Raw genomic sequence first — 16,559 nt, forward strand, 5'->3', positions numbered from 1 at the left:
AAAAATCAATTTATAACATCCATTAAGCTCTCATAGCCACATAATGAATGGACGTTGAAAATCCGCTCACTTTAAATGATACATTCGATGCTTAGACATAAACTTTACAGATGGAGTGCTGAATTAGCAGTGAGGACACCTATCAGCTTACTACGGGGTATGGTAAGAGCGGAAAATTCATGTCGGAAGGATCTTTACATACAGACTTCAATTAGTTAATTATTTCCTATAGCATCGTTATTATTCCATATATCAGGATTATTGATCGTTTGATTTTCTCCACGTACAGTGAAATCATAACTATCCTTTGCATTAGTATACCAGTCAACAATGACTAACTTTCCATTCGCACCTTGCACAAGAAATTCAGTAGGTTCAGCAAAACTGCCTACATCCTTTTTAACTTGTGCATCTAATTTAAGATAGAAAAAGTTCTTACCCTCTCCGACATACTTTACTTCTGCTACCTCAACATCAACACCTGTCACCAGATTATGAGTAAGATTGTTCTTAAGGAACAAATCGTATTGAGAGGTGATTTTTTTTTCCGTATATTGTTTAAGGTTTTCGTTATCTATATAAGTATCCAATTCAATGTCAGAACCGTTCCAGATCGCCCTATAATATTTAGACAAAGCATCCGTACACATTTTGTATGCTGTTTCAAAATCTGAAGCGGTTAGACCACTTTCGTCTTTCGCTAAAAAATAGGAGGAATCTTTTGATGAATTTCCTTTTGTTACAGGCGAAACTCTTGTGTTTTCAGCATTATTAATATCTCCAACAACGGGAACATTGTTATTTTCATTGTCACTAGTACTAGTCTGTTCGCATGCACAAAGAGTTAATAAAATCAATAATAACAGGTAAGCACGTTTCATTAAGTTTCCTCCTATGAAAATATTCTCGAACTCCAGATAATTAAGGAGGAGAAATTAGTTTGATGCACAACACATCAAAAAACCAATGAAGTGTTGTGCATCTCCCCTCAAATTTTTCACTTGTAATAACCGGTCAATTTTATAACCCTTTTGCTATCACCAGGATAAATTTCCTCCGCCTTTTGGTTGTTGTTATAACTATTTTTACCAGAGCGTCCTGTAACCAATGCTCCAAGAACTGACATCGTATTAGTTTCGTAGTATTCAGTAATAATAGTCGAATGCCGCCAATTATTGTAAGATCCGCTCAAATAAAATTGCAATACATCTCCAATTTGATATGGATAGCCTGCACTAGCATTATATTTGAACGTTGAGTATGTAGTACCCGTCCCAGCCGGACCCTTCGTTGTGTTATTCACCAAAAAATTATACAGGTTTGGTACACCTGACCAGGATGAAGCTCGATTACTCAAACTTCTATAATACCAGCCTGTAGAGGCAATGCCTGTTCCATTAGTATCGTAAGTAATTGCACCACCAGCGAGTAATGCATGAGATACAAAGTTTGTACAGTCCCAATTCCCAGTTATTTGTGAGAAATCGTAGTAAGAAACATTCGAACCACCACTTGCAGGCTGATCTTTTGCTTTATTATTTTTCGCGTAATTTGCTATCGCTGTCTTATTTAATGAAGATAATGTTGCAAAAGGCGTAATAACCTGATTAGATGATCCGTCATTTTCTAAACTATTGATTTGTACTGGAGCTTCACGATCAACAGAAAAATAATCGGTGATTTTATCATTTAATTCCTCTTGTCTTTTAGCGGTATAAGAGCTATCCAGCTTAGAGTTGATATTAACGAGATTACTTATATGATCCCCTTCACCTCTAACATATTCATCATAATAGTCATATGGCATATACCAATCTGAAATAGTAAGCCCTGCATCTGTATTGCGAAATAACATTTTTGACACTTCGCCAAATCCAGACTCCACTTCCATTCCCACGTAATTGAATGAGGCCTCAGTACCTATTGTCAAGAGGATGCCTTCTTCGGTAACTTCAGAGGACAGTAAATTGAATTTCAAGACGTAATTTTCTTTTTGTGCATTTGCGGCATCTACCACAAATTGTTTTGTTTTCATTTTCTTTTCCAAGTAATCAGACAGTTCGGAATCAAGCAATTCTGTTCTGACAGTTGATTTGTTATCTAATTGCTTTGTTCCGAGATCGATATTTTCATAGTAATTCTTCAACAATTCTTTTGCAAGGGAATAACTAGTTGTCACGGCAGATAAGCTAATCGCTCTATCCTGAGTGTTCAATTCAATTTGTAATGGACTACTGGGTTCAACATACGAATCATCAAAATTATGGTCTGGTAGAATAATATCTTGAGTATCAATCTCAGGTGGGTTACTTTGAGCCTGAGCAGCTGGAATATTCATGGAAAGTACAAGTGCACCTACAATCACATTGCTCATTATTTTTTTCAAAAAAATCATTCCTCTCATCTCAGTTGTATAAAAAAACAATATTACAAACATGAAATCCAAAGTATTTTTGCAATCACACCTCCTAGAACGATCATTAATAATAATCCTAACAATCGTTTCAATCAGCTATTTTTACGTTTTGAAAAAAGTAAAAATATTACATTTTTTTTGAAATCTTTTCCAATATAAAATAATACATTAAATCTGTCAATTATAATAGATAAAAACAATAATGTTATAGATTACATTCCTTTAGCCTAAAGTAGAAGCCGCTGCTAAAAAGGAGGGCTCTGTAGCTAAAAAAGTGGCGTATTACCAAAAGCAAATCAAGAAACTTAAACATTTGATCACTAAGGTACAAATCGAACGTAGTACAGAGGTTAAAAATTCAAAAGGTTATAGCAAGTCTTGAATTGGAAAGGAAATATTTCAAGCAAATTTTGTATTATTCAGTGAAAATTCTTTGAACTTTATAATTAATCTGCAAGCACTCCATTGGGTTGGGGTGCTTCTATCGTTCCACTGTTGATTGTTTCGATGTCTATCATTGGGAGACAACTTAGTACATAAGCTTCCCCGAAATGTTCGTGGAAGCTGTCCCTCAAATTTGAGGATCAGGTATGTGTACACAGAGTACACAGTTAAACTTGTCAGATTGTCATGTGGGTAGTATGGGAAATGATTTATATGTACGGACTTATTCGGGGAATCCCGAAAAACTATGACAAAACAGGAGGAATAGGTAAGTGGTGGAAAACTTTTCACAGGGTCAGAAAGGAAACGTCATATTGACGTATTGATTTCTTACGGGTACTTGAAGAGGATACATAATATACTATGGATAAGTTAATGTGTGACCCCCTTTTGTCTAATTCAAGTCATCATGGATCAGAGTTAACCAAGTTGGTTATGACTCAACTTGCTTCGCGTTCGCGATACGATAATCGAATTCAGACCTTCTGACTCCCTTCAATCTGACTGTGCAAAGTTGCGTAGTGAACGGGTTTACGTCACGTCAACCTGCAAAAATATACAACACACACGAACTCTGTTCCACCCGTTAATTCTGCCTATTTTATAAACAATTTCAAACTGCATCACATTCGAAATATGGTTACGCACCGTTTTCTCGCTGATGAATAACTGCCCTGCGATGTCACGCGTTGTTTTGTCTTGAACCAGTAATTCGAATACTTCGCGTTCACGGTGGGTTAACAAAAATTTGCTTTTATGATCGATACCCTTCAATGTTCACCCCTCCTTGCTCGGGTTGTGTTGGTGTAACAAGGTTAAGGGGATACAGTCAACTCATCTTATGTCAGATCAAGGGCGTTGGTTCAGTTTTATAAGAAAAATGGGCAGGAATTATGTGTTTTATTGTCCTAAGTAAACCTGTGCCGTGGCATATGTAATCCAGCATTTGAATCATCGATATTAAAACAAACATGCCTCTGCAGCTGATGTTACCATCCCCGCAAAGGCACACTTGTTCATTGAGCTTGGAATCTACCGATTCATTCGATTCATGACCCCACCATTGTGATTACGGTTCATCAGGCCATCGTCAAGGATGCCATCGCGGTGATTCATACCTGCTCCGTTGGTTGGGAAGATACGCTCCACCATCGATTGGAACGTATTGATCATGCCACTAACGGGCTTACCATTACGAATATCTGTGGCATAGTTCTCGACATGCTGCACAAATTCCGGATTGGCTGATACATATACATTCTCGATGTTCGGCGCAAACTGCTTGATTTTGGCCGAAATCTTGCCTTTAATCTCAGCTGATGTGTTATCATCCGTGCTATCTACACGTTGTCCCTCACTTTTCATTCCATAATGTCCATCGTTCGTCCCACGTGCTTTGCCGCTGTTTGTGAGCCCACGCATCATTCCAACCGCTCCTGTACCCATCGTGCCGTAGATGCCACGATCATTGCCCATATGGCTGCGATCCGTTGCTGAATTCGTGTTCAGCCCTGGTGCAATCCCGCTGGTGCTGTACGGAGACATTGTACCCGTTCCGCCATTCACACGCATGCCACCCATATCGCGGTTCATGTTGCCGCCACGCATGGTATCACTCGCATGATTACGCATCGTTCCATCCAGCATGCTTGTACGACCGTTGGATTTGCTCTCCAACTTGCCTGCATGACCATCTGCCAAACGAACCGCGACATAAGCATTACGATCCGTTAACATGACACGGGCGGATTTCACTTCCTTCATCTCCGTGATGCGTTTAGCCAGCTCCTCACTGGATTTCAGGTCAGTGACATTATGCATGCGATAACTTTTCGCACGGATGCCATCCATGCCATTCGTTTCCACACCATAACGGTTAATGCCGCTCGCTTGCTGACGGACACTTTGCGTATGCATATTGTTGGTATCCCGATTCGTGCCACATCCTGTCAAACCGGCCATTACAAAGATTGCAGTAGACAATGATAACGTAATAGCTGTTGCCTTTTTGACTGCTGGCATGTACTCATCCTCCAATGTATGTTGGTTTTGGTCACAAAGATAGGATGCGCTTCTGTACGTACAGATATCCTGAAAGGATATGGTACCTTTGCCTGTAGACTTGGTGTTTGTGTTTTGCTCTTTGCTTATTGGTCTTTGGCTTTTGAACTGTAGACCGTAAGGTCTTCGCTATCAAATAAAAAACAGTACTGCGTGTTCGCAGCACTGTCTACATGTAGATGAATTTATTTCAAGATAGTTATATTACTGTTTTCCAAATTACTTATCTTCCGTTGAAGTTGTTGATGCCTTAATTGTATCCGGGAATTTCTCGGCTTCCGTTAGACTAGTCGTCTCCAAGGCATATGCCCACTGACCATCCGGCGTAATAACCCAGATCTGATCCGGTTCGGATGGCAACGTAAGTCCCCGATACACATCTCTCACTTGTTGCCCATTGACCGTCTGCTCAACAGACAGGGTGAATCGTGGAACAGTACCTTCCAGCTCAGACGCTTTGCGCACATCATCTGCTGTTGACAGGTTTTTGATTTTACCAATAAGGGATACAGCGTCTGCGGCTTCAATCGTTTTTCCATTCAGTGTCCAGGTCTGCTCTGCTGCACCGTTCTCCGATGTCGATGTTAACATCCAGGTAGCGGCTTCACCTTCCCACTCCAGAGATCCCACATTTGTCTCATCCATGTTAAACGGTGTAGTATCCAACAGATCACGACGTGACAAAGCTATGTTATTAATCGCCTCTGTTTGTACGGCAACTACGGGACCCTCATTTACACGAACATATCGTGCGTCATCTGCTGGAAGCTGGCCACCAATCGCCAATTTGATCTCCCGATTATCTTTGAGTTTGATATCCATACGTGTAGCATCTGTTCCTAATCCGTACTTATCCAGATCCGTCGGTGTTTCTTCCACCACCATTTCCTGGTTCGCACCACTTAGAGCATCTAACCAACTGCTAACACTATAACCGTTCAGAGGATAAGCTTTTGGCTCAACCATCTGCCATACGCCATTTTCAAGCGTCAAAGTTGAAGATGCTGCTGCACTGGATGTTTCTGCAGTTGTGTCATGTATTGTGATGGATTGAATATCTTCGGATTGAATACCGAGCAACTTGGCTTGCACGGCTTCTTCTTCACGAAAATAATTTTGATTGGCTGCGTACACCCAGCCCACAATTAAAACGATGACCACCAGAATCGTTGGGAACCATTTTCTCATACTCGTCTGCGCCTCCACCATAAGAGTACACCGATGATCACAAAGATGAGTGGGAACGCTACAATTGCCACGAAGAAAATCGTTCTGGCCTGTTCGCCGCTCAGGTATGCCGTCTCATATCCGGCTTGTACCCGTGGGCGAATCGTCAATCCATTTTCTTTCTCACTCAAATAATTCACCGTATTCAAAATAAAGTCCCTGTTCCCGCCATTCGCAATTTCCGAATCCTGCATGAAAATGGACGAGCCCAGAATAACCGCCTTCGGTTTGCCATCCGTCGTATCGGCTGCATACCCAAGTTCCACTGGTCCCTGAATGTCCTCTTTAGCATCATTGCTTGTTTCATTTTGCAATAAGCCGCCGATATTCGTCTCTCCGTAACTGTCATTCGAAGAATGAATTAATGGGGAGAGGATATATTTATCCTGTTCTTTGCTGGTCAACGCGATCGACAGCGACAACATCGGGTATAGCTTGCTTGCAGCAAGTTTGTCCGTAATTGCATGTGTTCCATACTCCGGTACCACCCAGAGTGGTCCCATCGTACTGGCTTGTTGATTATCCACCATCACTGCATGCTCATCAACGACACCATAGTCTGCCATGAGGGCATCGATGTTTTTCCAGCTGGATTTCATATTTTCTACAAATCCGAGGGATAATAACAGCTTGCCTCCATTACTCAGATAAGTGCGAATGGACTTCATTTCTGCATCACTGAGATCACGTTGTGGACCTATAATGGCAAGCACATCTGCATCTTCCGGAACCTTCCCGGCCTGATTCAGCTGCAGTTCTTCTGTCTGCACATTATTTTGTTCCAATGAGGATTGCAGCGTAGTCATCTGATCGAGACTCAGCTCCTCATGTCCGGTCAGAAAGACCATTTTATGCATCTCGGTGGATGACATGTTCATAAGCGCCTGTGTCAGCTTTTCTTCACCTGTGAACTGATAGGATCCGTCACTGCCGTCACCTGCCGCGGTGAACAAACTGGCGATATCAATCACTTTGTGCTGATCTCCCTGCTCCAGCACAATGGAGCTACCAGTTATGCCGTATTTGGATGCAAGTGCAGGTTCCTGCGTCAGATTATACTGTTTTAGTTTCAGCTTGCTGTTCCGTTTCGTGTATTCCTCAACCATATCCGTGACCTCACGGTTCAGCACGGTGTTGTTGGCATTTTCGACGGTTAACACCAGAATGTTGACGTCATCCTTCACGTCTTTGATCGCAGTAAGGGACTGGTCAGACAACGTGTATTGTTTGTTCGAGGTCAGATCGAGCTGGAAGCCGCCAAGTGAATTCAGGAACAGTGTTAGCAAAATAAAGATGCCAATCACCGCTACAGACAGCACGGTACTGTTGGTATGACTTAACCATTTTTTCATCTTCTCACCTCCACCGCTTCCGTTCCACAATTTGAATGCTTAACAGCAGAAACACACCTGAAAGTGTGACATAGTACACTATATCCGGTCCGCTAAGCACGCCTTTCATGAAGCTGTCAAACCGGTTAGTCAGGGCAAACGGATCGAGCCACTGCTGCAAAGCAGTTCCTGTATTACCTGCGAATGAATCAAGCATCCACAAAACGAGCAAGATAATAAAACCCGCCACCGCAGACACCATCTGATGCTGGGATAATGTAGAAGCGAACAGTCCTATCGCCATCATGCTTCCGCCCAGGAAGAATAAACCAAGCGCAGACATCCATACCGTCGTCATATCCAATGTTCCATAGAACGACATGATGAAAGGGTACACCAGACTGCACAGGATGAGCACGACCAGAATGGCCAGAGAAGCAAGGTATTTGCCAAAAATAATCTCTGTTACACGCGCCGGAGAAGTCAGCAGCAGTTCATCCGTTCCCTGTCTGAATTCCTCCGCAACAAGCCGCATCGTTAACAAAGGCACGACAAACAGCAGCATGGATAACGTATCCCCCAGCACGAGTCGATAATCGACAATACTCGGCTGGTAATATACGAAACTGGAGTAGAACAGCAAGCTGGTCATCAGTACATATACGGCAAAAGCAAAATAGGACGTTGGAGACAGAAAATAAGCTTGCAGCTCTTTGTTACATACCGCCATCATTCGTCTCATTTGGAGTCCTCCCCTTTGCGCGAATGGGACGAAGCATCCGTTGAAGTATTCGTTAATGTACTACTTGTTGGACTCGGTGATGTTCCCGATACACTCGACGAGTCGTTGTCGGAAGTTACATTCGCCTGATCCATCACTGCCCCAGCAACCTGATCCCCATCTGCCGAATCCGCGTTTGTATCTTTTATATCCGTTGTTGTCTCGGTTGTGGTCAGCTTCAGGAAAATCTGTTCCAGACTGAGATTCTCCTTTTTCATCTCCAGAATCGGTAATCCTGCACCGGACAAAAGGTAAAATAGCTCCTCCCGGAAATCTTCCGAGTTCTCTCCAGTAAGAAGCATTTTAACCGTATTCGCTGTATCAGAAGTAAGTGAAGTATCTCTGGTGGTATTCGCATCTGATGTTTGAATGACTTCACTCCGCACTTTCTCCCATGGTTTCAGCACATTATGTAATTGCTCCGCAGTGGCCTTCACTTCAATCGACACCTTGAACTGATCCCCCATTGCTGATCCAAAATGCTGTGGTGAACCATCCAGCACGAGCTGCCCCTGATTAATGATCAACATTCGATTACAGAGTGTGCTCACTTCAGGCAAAATATGCGTACTGAGCAGCACCGTATGATTCTCCCCCAGTTCCCGAATCAGATCTCGGATCTCGATAATCTGATTTGGATCAAGGCCCGAGGTTGGCTCATCCAGCACCAGCAGATCCGGCTTGTGAATAATGGCTCCTGCCAGCCCGAGGCGTTGCTTGTATCCTTTGGATAACCTACGTACCATTTGTCTCTCCCGACCCTGGAGTCCCAATCTGCTTACCATCTCGCTGACTCGCAGCTTAACCTCACGTGCCGGAACATCTCTCAAATTCGCTACGAATTTAAGGTAGGACTGCACTGTCATATCCGGATACAGTGGCGGAGTTTCAGGCAGATATCCAATCTTGGAACGAACACGCTGACCTTGGTCATGCACCGATACCCCATCCACCAGGATGGAACCCGCGGTAGGATGCACATAGCCCGTAATCATACGCATCGTTGTTGTTTTTCCGGCACCATTGGGGCCGAGAAACCCGACAATTTCACCACGTTCCATGGTGAAATCCAATTGATGTACGCCGCGCTGCCCTTCGTAAACTTTGCTGACCTGTTTCACTTCGAGCACATCATTCATCCTTTCCCGTTAAAATACCCGTGTACCATCGTTCGTTATATAAATTCAACTAAAAATATTACACTTGCACTCCGATGGCAAAATAACCTTCCGATCACTGTTATCCCCAGATTTTTTTGATCCCTTCATTTAGAAGGAAAAATCTGGGGATAGCGTATGCTTCCGATGTAGCTTTCTTTTCAGAAAGCTTTCAGGCGAACGCTTCGCTTCTTCAAGTTTTTTCTGCCCTCTCCGTTAACGTGTAAATGTTACGTTGAAATTATGTAATAAATGATGTACACGGGAAGTTCCTTGTATAATACGTGATCTATCCTAAGCCCAGCTTAATGTCACTTAAAAGAAAGCTTAAAAAAATTTGTCCAAAATGTGAACACATTAAACAACACCCACACCCTATACTTCAAGCCAACGTAACATAGAGTACAGGAGAATGTGCTCCTGACCAAAAGTCAGAGGGTGAATCGTGTGAAAGTATTATTCACGTTTTATGTTCCAAGCGGTGGCGTGGATACGTTAAACCGACTGCGCACCGCTGTTCTGAAACGCCATGGCATTGAAGCGCACCTACTTTATCTCAACACAGGCTCGGGATTGCAGAACAACAGTGATACCCCCATTTTCACCGCATCCAGTGACGAGGATATCCATCATATCATTCATACTCATCATTATGATGCCATCATCGCCACTTCAGACATCGCTATGCCCGGCCGCTTGAGAGCGCTTGGCTATACAGGAAAAATTATTTTTGAAGCGCAGGGACTCGGAACACGCGATCAGGCTCTGGAAACGATACAGATGGGTGTACCTTACCTTCAGGCCCATTGCGATGCTGCCGTTATCCCTCCCACAGACCACCTTCTGGATATGTTCATTCATATCTGTCCTTGGCTACATCGGTTTGTTATTCCCAATATGCTGGATACAGACACCTTCGCACCGGTTCTGGTGGATACTCCACCCTATCCAGTGCTGGCTTGGGTAGGACGACTTGAACACAATAAAAACTGGCGGGAATATTTAATCATTTCGAGTGAAATCATCAAAAAAAATCCGAAAGCCAGACTATGGTTATTCCATGATCCCACTTTGGCCAATCCAGAAGATGAAGTCATGTTCCGGCACATGTTGGCAGAATACGGGCTTGAGGATCGGATCGGCATCTTCGTCAATGTTCCCCATTCTCAGATGCCCACATACTATTCGATGATTGCTGCGTCAGGGGGAATCATGTTATCCACTTCCCTGCTAGAAGGATTCGGCTATGCCGTCGCTGAAGCCATTAGCTGCGGTTGCCCAGTGCTCAGCACAGATTCGGATGGTGTGCGCTCATTCATCACACATAATAAGACTGGAAAGTTTTATCCCATTGGAAATATAAAGGCTGCTGTAGACGAAGCAAGAGACCTCATGAAGAACAAGAAACTGCGGGAGTATATCCGCATTCAGGGCAGACAGCATATGAGCTTGTCTTTCTCACCTGATCGATATGCCCATTCTTTCCGTGAAATGATGACAGCACTGCGAATTTTTCATTGAGCATAACAAAAAGGCAGTTCAGCAAGATTCTCTGAACTGCCTTACTATGTCACTTTAAAAAGTCTTAGTGTCCCATCATCATCGCGGGATCAGGCTTGTCGCCATTTTGAAGTTCTTCTTCCGGCATCGGTTTTGGTTTGCGCAGAATCAGACTGAGCAGACATCCAAACAATGCAATACAAGCGGCCAGGAAGAACGTATCATTGAAACCACTCACCAGACCTTGAACTATAGCGGTCGGCTCTGCACTCGTTGTATTGTCTGCGATTCTGGAAGTAAGGAAACCTGTGAGCCCTGCAACCGCAAAGGACACGACCACTTGCTGTGCAGCAGCCGTAAGCGGTGTAACCCGTCCAACCAGCTTACGTGGTGCAGCATTCAATACATGCGTATTGAGTGGCATCATGGACAAGCCCATACCCAGACCCATCATGATCAGGGCCGTGATGATCAGGCCAAGGCCTGTCTCTGCCGTGATGGAGGACAGAATAAACAAGGCTCCCGAGATAATTCCCAGACCCACGAAGGCCAGAGGTCTGGCACCGATTTTATCAAACAATCGGCCGCCGAGCGGCATACCCACGCCGGAAGCCAGAGCCTGTGGAAGCAGAATCAATCCCGTTTCCAGTGCAGTGTAGCCTTTGATCTGCTGCAAATAAAGCGGGATCAAGATCATCGCACCGAACAGCGCCACTTGCGAAACCCATGCGAGAATAATCCCACGCGAGAAATCAGATGATTTGAATACCCGGAGTTCGAGCAATGGATTTTGATGACGAAGTTCCACAATAATGAATAAGATTAGCGCCACGCCACCTACGATTACACCAGTCAGTGTTGTTGTAGATGTCCAGCTGGTTCCCCCCTCACTCACACCGTAAGCGAGCATTGAGAATGCGATTGGCGCCAGAATCATGCCGAGCAGATCCAGTGCAGGCGTGCGTCCACGATCTGTATCAGGCAAAAATTTGATACATAGAATGAAAGCTGCAATACCAATGGGCAAGTTAATCAGGAAGATCCAGTGCCAGCTCAGTGATTCAATAAACCAACCGGACAATACCGGGCCCAGTGCAGGGGCAAGCAACATGGGAATTCCGAGCATGCCCATGATGGAACCTCTTCGTTCAGGAGGAGCCAGTCGAAATACCATCGCCATACCAATAGGAGCAACCATGCCTCCCCCAAGGCCTTGAATGACACGGTAAATGATTAATTGCTCAGGTGATTGGGCAATGGAGCATAACACAGAACCCAAGGTAAACATGGCAATGGTGAACAGGAATACTCTTTTGGCACCGAAACGGTCAGTTAACCAACCTGCCAGCGGAATAACTGCAGACAAAGCCAAGGTATATCCTGTAACCGTCCATTGGATGGTCTTCAGATCCGTCTCGAAATATTGAACGAGATTCGGAATGGCCACATTAACAACGGTACTGTCCAGAATAACCATGATCATGCCGACGATAATAGCCAGGAGTGGCAAAATAATGGTTTTAATCGAAAACTCTGCCGGCTCCTGTGATACTGCTGTTTGTTCTTTCACGTTCTCCACACTCTTTTCCGGCAGAAGAACACAGGCTACTGCCTGCATCTCACTAGCCTATATTCTCTCGACTGATTTCAAACTATCGTTTTAAATCGTCGTTTTAAACTTTCGTTTAACACTGATCTAATTCTAATGAAAATACCTTTGCTGTCAAGCTATTTTTTCAGAATTTTCTACTATGGATGCAATATAAAAAAATGGAACAGGTACTTCCCTGCTCCACACGTGGGTTAATCACGACTATTCAATGATGTCCATATCAATCTGCAAGCTTCATCATCTGATATTCTGACATTATGCCCAATGTCTGACCGTGAATACTTCTGTAATACAAGCGAATAACCAGATGATTCGGTGAAGAGCTGTTGCTGATAATCCTCAGCTCATAAGGATCGGAAGATACATCCAGATTATGAATGACTTGATTACCACCCGCTCCCCCCGAATTCGAACTTATATGAAAAAGATGTCGATACAGTTCTCCGTGCCTACTGGCTCCGCCAACAAATACATCTGTCCCTTCATCGCTCCCCACATAGGCCAACTCCACGTCCATGTATTTGATGGGAACAAACGTCTGTAACAAATTTTCATGGATATTTAGCACATATACAGCCACTGTAGATCCCTCCTTCGGCGTATGAGCCTTTCTATACATAGGATATGCTCCCCCTTGTCTATTGTCATTTGCATTCACCCATTTTCAACCAGATACACAAAAATGCCCGACCTTCTGGTCCCCTTTTTTCATAGGATAGAAGCATAGAAGCTCGGCCGGTGCAGGCCGTGACAAGGGGGTAGCTATGAGAGTTCTGCTCGTTACGTATTGGGAGCTTACACATATGGGAGGCATATGGACATATGTTAAACAACTGGCCGACAGGCTGATTTCACTTGGTGTAGAGGTTGATATCATGGGCACAAATGGTGCCAAAAACGAGGTATATGTTCGTAATCTGAACCGCGCTTTCTCCAAGGATACGGTGTGGCCCATGCTGCAAGCCAAACTCAATCCGACCGATCTGCCACAATTCACTGCCGATCCGCTTCTCGCTTATTATGAACTGAATAGATATGCCTTCGAGATGGCCGCCGCTTATCTGGGAGTAGACCACTATGACGTAATCCATGCGCAAGATCCCGTAGCCGCCGTAGCCATTAAACGCATCTTGAACCGCAATATCCCACTGGTCACCAGCTATCATGGGGCACTTGCCCGCGAGGCCTTTTACGATGCTCAAAACTCCAACCCGCAACTTACTCTTTCTACCTATCTGCAATCCAAACGCGGACGTTATTTTCTCTCATTGGAAGAGCGAAGTGCAGCACAGTCTGAGCTGATTCTGGTGTCCAGTCACTGGATCAAAAGTACACTTACAGAACTCGCGGTTCCAGAGTCGAAGTTCAGGCAAATCCCCTATGCTATCGACCTGCCAACCTACCGTGCCTCAGCAGCCGTGAAATTTCGCCAACGACCACCCGCGGGCAAGAAAGTCATTGCCTTTACCGGAAGGCTTGAATACATCAAGGGTGTACATGTATTAATCAAGGCTTTAGCCAGTCTGAAAAGCAAACGTACCGATTGGGTGTGCTGGATCGCAGGAGAAGGCAATCTATCCGATGAGTTGCGGGCACAGGCCACGGCAGCAGGCATTGGCGCTGATGTTGTGTTCTGGGGCAAACTCGACAATATCCCTTCCTTCCTGCGCCACGCAGACATCTATGTCCAGCCCAGCCTGCAGGATACTCAGCCGTTCTCCGTGACCGAAGCACAACTGGCGGGTATACCTGTTATCGTCAGTGGTACAGCCGGCATGCCTGAGATGGTTGAACCGGGACGTACAGGATGGGTTGTTCCTCCACAGGATGTCGACTCGCTCAGTGAACTGTTGAATGCATTACTGGAGGATAACGTTACCCGAAGAACAGTGGGGGCGGCGGCAAAAGCCTGGGCTGAACAACATCGTTCATTGGAAGAAATGGGAATGCGTACTTTTCAAGTCTATCAGGAGGCTATTTACAGAGGAGGACAACCGATATGACGTTGCTTGTACCGAGTGATCTATACAATCGCTGGTTTTCGACTCCAGTTTCCACGCCTCACATCGACGTGGATTACGCTATCATGAATCAATTGATGCAGAAGCTGCCCAAGGGCTATGTATTTCCCGATCCCGTGTCGATGGAGATCATGTATTCAAAGGATTAAGTTGTCCCATTCCATGCTGTCTTCATGTAACATGCCGGAATATCAAACAAGGGGTGTACCATTTGTCATATGAATGACGGTGGACACCCCTTGTTTGCTTTTATTGTGTTGTGTTCTAGCGAATCCAGAACACGCTAATTGATTCTTTTTGCACAGATCCGACATGTAACGAATTCCAGATCTTATTCATCTGTCGCCAACTTGGAATACATATTCAGATCGTTGAACGTTTCGCCTGCCCTTTCGTAAGCTCTGAGGGTACCTTCGTATGTGAAATTGAGCTTTAATAATAGCTTGATAGAATTCACATGATCGGGGTCAACCTTTGCTTCAATTCGATTCAGCTTCATCGTCGAGAAGGCATGAGCTAACAAAGAAGAGATCGCTTCTGTCGCATATCCTTTTCCCCAGTGTGATCTGGCAATGTCATACCCAATTTCTGCTTTGAGATTGTCATAATCCAGTAAGTTATAACCGCATGAACCTATAATTTCATTGGACTCTTGCGCGATGATAGAGAATCGAATAGCCTTGTTTTCCTGAGAAAGGTCGTCCAGAATATTAATCATGGCTATGGCTTGATGTTCATCCGTAAAAGGAGTGATATTCATGAATCTAGTAACCTCCGGATCAGACCAAATTTCAAACAAGCTGGCCGCATCCAATACGTTCATTTTTCGCAAAAATAACCGTTCTGTGTGTAACTCTGTAATCAATACTTCACCTCCATTCGTTTATTAATGATTCGGTGTAAGATATTGATATCTGCGCATAGTCCAGTCCCTTCCGTGTATGAATCATTTCATTATACAGAGACTTCGGCATCCCTTCTACCTACCTGTCCATGGATCGTCATAGAACAAAAAAAGAGCTCCCCCACTTATAGCACATCCATTTAACTACCTATTCCATTCAAGCCATCATCTGCACATCCGTCTACTTCACTTCCAATACCCGCCGACCTGAAGCAAATTGAGCAAAATAGGTCTGTGTTTCGCCTGAACACGTTCCATCTCGGCCACCAGTGCCTTGAAGTGACGTTTGGTCCCCATTGAATCATGCAGACGATAACACATCAGGGGTTCATTGTAATAGAACAGCTCATACATCGGAAACAGTCGCAACCACATCTCGTAGTCATGAGTGTAGCGAAAATCAGTATCGAACAAGCCAAACCGCTCAAATGCATCCATCTCCAACATGACGGTACAGCCGTTGATCGGACAACCTTCAAGCAGTACCTGCAACATCTCCAGACGACTGCCCACTTCCGGATGCACCGTATCCAACCACTCACTCTTCTCATTCACATAGTGGTAGGCACCATGACAGAATGAAGCCTTGACCTCACGCATAAACTTCAACTGTTTCTCCACACGGTCCAGCAGCATCACATCATCTGAACTGAGCCAGACAAAGTAATCCCCTGTTGCCTGTTTGATACCCTCATTCAATGCCGTCGCGGTACCACCGTTTTCTTTGCGGATATAATGGATAGAATCCATGAATGGCTCTAGTCGCTCCACGTGCTCGGTTGACCCATCATCCACCACGATCACTTCAATATGCGGATAGGTCTGGTGAGTGGCACTGTGAACAGCCTGCTCGATATACGCACAATTATAAAAAGGGATGACGATCGATACTTTCGGCTCCATTCGGGGCCCCCTTCCTCCGCTTATCTCTGCATAGCGATTGCTTTCCTACATTTTATGAAGATCCATTCGATCGGCATTGGACATCCGCGGTGTTACGGAAGCACATTTCATTCTGATACCACCTTTACTGTCATCGGGTAAAATGCTGCGCAAAGAGGGCGTCACTCCGCCAACTTGTGGCTTCATAACTGCCCTCTCAACG

Annotated in this window: 16 protein-coding genes; 3 read left to right on the forward strand and 13 right to left on the reverse strand. The window is 44.5% G+C overall.

Annotation, left to right across the window (positions count from 1 at the left end; translation table 11 throughout):
• Positions 1–215 precede the first annotated feature (215 nt).
• From MKY85_RS23970 to MKY85_RS24005, 8 genes are all read right to left on the reverse strand, one after another.
• Positions 216–881 carry a hypothetical protein gene (locus tag MKY85_RS23970; RefSeq protein WP_339237243.1) on the reverse strand — a complete coding sequence of 222 codons (666 nt, stop codon included), beginning with the start codon at positions 879–881 and terminating at the stop codon, positions 216–218.
• 116 nt (positions 882–997) lie between these two features.
• Positions 998–2,386 (reverse strand): amidase domain-containing protein, encoded by a 1,389-nt coding sequence (locus tag MKY85_RS23975; RefSeq protein WP_339237245.1) that lies wholly within the window; start codon positions 2,384–2,386, stop codon positions 998–1,000.
• Between the two features lie 1,005 nt (positions 2,387–3,391).
• The gene (locus tag MKY85_RS23980) at positions 3,392–3,634 is read right to left on the reverse strand and encodes a helix-turn-helix transcriptional regulator (protein ID WP_339237248.1); all 243 of its coding nucleotides are present in this window, start codon (positions 3,632–3,634) and stop codon (positions 3,392–3,394) included.
• 258 nt (positions 3,635–3,892) lie between these two features.
• Positions 3,893–4,882: a YhcN/YlaJ family sporulation lipoprotein gene (locus MKY85_RS23985; RefSeq protein WP_342570931.1), complete on the reverse strand. Its 990-nt coding sequence runs from the start codon at positions 4,880–4,882 to the stop codon at positions 3,893–3,895.
• A 258-nt stretch (positions 4,883–5,140) separates the two neighbouring features.
• Positions 5,141–6,109, reverse strand: a complete 969-nt coding sequence (locus tag MKY85_RS23990; protein WP_342570932.1) for a DUF4340 domain-containing protein — start codon at positions 6,107–6,109, stop codon at positions 5,141–5,143.
• Entirely contained in the window at positions 6,106–7,500 is a 1,395-nt protein-coding gene (locus MKY85_RS23995) for a GldG family protein (protein WP_342570933.1), read from the reverse strand. Before MKY85_RS23995 ends, MKY85_RS23990 begins: the two co-directional genes overlap by 4 nt.
• Positions 7,501–7,504: 4 nt before the next feature.
• On the reverse strand, positions 7,505–8,221 hold the full coding sequence (locus MKY85_RS24000; protein ID WP_342570934.1) for an ABC transporter permease subunit: 717 nt from the start codon (positions 8,219–8,221) through the stop codon (positions 7,505–7,507).
• The gene (locus MKY85_RS24005; RefSeq protein WP_342570935.1) at positions 8,218–9,390 is read right to left on the reverse strand and encodes an ATP-binding cassette domain-containing protein; all 1,173 of its coding nucleotides are present in this window, start codon (positions 9,388–9,390) and stop codon (positions 8,218–8,220) included. Before MKY85_RS24005 ends, MKY85_RS24000 begins: the two co-directional genes overlap by 4 nt.
• Positions 9,391–9,864: 474 nt before the next feature.
• Here MKY85_RS24005 and MKY85_RS24010 point away from each other — a divergent pair, with 474 nt between their 5' ends.
• Positions 9,865–10,938, forward strand: a complete 1,074-nt coding sequence (locus MKY85_RS24010; protein ID WP_342570936.1) for a glycosyltransferase family 4 protein — start codon at positions 9,865–9,867, stop codon at positions 10,936–10,938.
• A 64-nt stretch (positions 10,939–11,002) separates the two neighbouring features.
• On the opposite strand, the gene MKY85_RS24015 is transcribed toward MKY85_RS24010, so the two are convergent.
• Together MKY85_RS24015 and MKY85_RS24020 are read right to left on the reverse strand one after the other, a co-directional pair.
• The gene (locus MKY85_RS24015; protein WP_339237267.1) at positions 11,003–12,487 is read right to left on the reverse strand and encodes a DHA2 family efflux MFS transporter permease subunit; all 1,485 of its coding nucleotides are present in this window, start codon (positions 12,485–12,487) and stop codon (positions 11,003–11,005) included.
• 262 nt (positions 12,488–12,749) lie between these two features.
• Complete coding sequence (locus MKY85_RS24020) at positions 12,750–13,148, reverse strand: hypothetical protein (RefSeq protein ID WP_342570937.1); 399 nt, start codon at positions 13,146–13,148, stop codon at positions 12,750–12,752.
• A gap of 145 nt (positions 13,149–13,293) precedes the next feature.
• On the opposite strand from MKY85_RS24020, the gene MKY85_RS24025 reads away from it, so the two are divergent.
• Both MKY85_RS24025 and MKY85_RS24030 read left to right on the forward strand, forming a co-directional pair.
• Entirely contained in the window at positions 13,294–14,532 is a 1,239-nt protein-coding gene (locus MKY85_RS24025; protein WP_339237273.1) for a glycosyltransferase family 4 protein, read from the forward strand.
• Complete coding sequence (locus MKY85_RS24030; RefSeq protein WP_253440469.1) at positions 14,529–14,699, forward strand: hypothetical protein; 171 nt, start codon at positions 14,529–14,531, stop codon at positions 14,697–14,699. The genes MKY85_RS24025 and MKY85_RS24030 overlap by 4 nt, the downstream gene beginning before the upstream one ends.
• Before the next feature lie 182 nt (positions 14,700–14,881).
• Here the strand turns inward: MKY85_RS24030 and MKY85_RS24035 are convergent, their stop codons facing one another.
• The 3 genes from MKY85_RS24035 to MKY85_RS24045 form a co-directional block, all read right to left on the reverse strand.
• Positions 14,882–15,415, reverse strand: a complete 534-nt coding sequence (locus MKY85_RS24035) for a GNAT family N-acetyltransferase (RefSeq protein ID WP_342570938.1) — start codon at positions 15,413–15,415, stop codon at positions 14,882–14,884.
• Positions 15,416–15,640: 225 nt separating this feature from the next.
• Positions 15,641–16,357, reverse strand: coding sequence for a glycosyltransferase (locus MKY85_RS24040; protein WP_339257107.1), 717 nt, complete (start codon positions 16,355–16,357; stop codon positions 15,641–15,643).
• 45 nt (positions 16,358–16,402) lie between these two features.
• The gene (locus MKY85_RS24045) at positions 16,403–16,543 is read right to left on the reverse strand and encodes a hypothetical protein (protein WP_339257109.1); all 141 of its coding nucleotides are present in this window, start codon (positions 16,541–16,543) and stop codon (positions 16,403–16,405) included.
• Positions 16,544–16,559 lie beyond the last annotated feature (16 nt).

It is taken from the genome of Paenibacillus sp. FSL R5-0749, from assembly GCF_038595085.1.
In the GTDB taxonomy this organism is placed as follows: domain Bacteria; phylum Bacillota; class Bacilli; order Paenibacillales; family Paenibacillaceae; genus Paenibacillus.